This window comes from Xanthomonas sp. LF07-6 (assembly GCF_034105445.1).
GTDB lineage: Bacteria > Pseudomonadota > Gammaproteobacteria > Xanthomonadales > Xanthomonadaceae > Xanthomonas_A > Xanthomonas_A sontii.
In genome coordinates this window covers 1-554 of sequence record NZ_JAXGGI010000043.1, presented here as the reverse complement: position 1 = coordinate 554, position 554 = coordinate 1, and the positions used below count along the sequence as shown (strand labels likewise).

Here is a 554-nt window from a genome sequence, read left to right as displayed (position 1 = left end):
TGACCAACGTGGCCGCCGGCCGCGTGTCCGGGACCAGCACCGATGCGGTCAACGGCTCGCAGCTATATGCCACCAACACCGAACTGGGCAAGGTCGGCACCACCGTCAACAGCATTCAGCAAGGCGCGGGCGTGAAATACGCCCACACTCACTCGACCAAGGCCGACAGCACTGCCAGCGGTACCGACAGCAGCGCGATGGGACCGGCGGCGAGTGCGTACGGCGACAGCGCGGTGGCACTGGGCGATGGCGCGGTGGCGGGCGATGCGCACGATCCGGCCGTGGCCAACGCCGTGGCGCTGGGCAAGGCGGCCACGGCCAGCGGCGGCGACAGCCTGGCGCTGGGCGCAGGCGCAGCGGCGGCGCAGGCCGGCGCGGTGGCGCTGGGCAGCGGCAGCAGCACGGCTGCGGCGGTGGCGACCACCGGCGGGACCCTCAACGGCACCGCCTACACCTACGCCGGCGCTGCGCCGGGCAGCACGGTGAGCGTGGGCAGCGCCGGCCACGAGCGGACGGTGACCAACGTGGCCGCCGGCCGCGTGTCCGAGACCAGC

At 74.0% G+C, this 554-nt stretch carries 1 pseudogene; it reads left to right on the top strand.

What is annotated here, in order from left to right:
• Positions 1-554 (top strand): annotated as a pseudogene (locus SLW56_RS20800) (hemagglutinin); the annotation flags it as partial.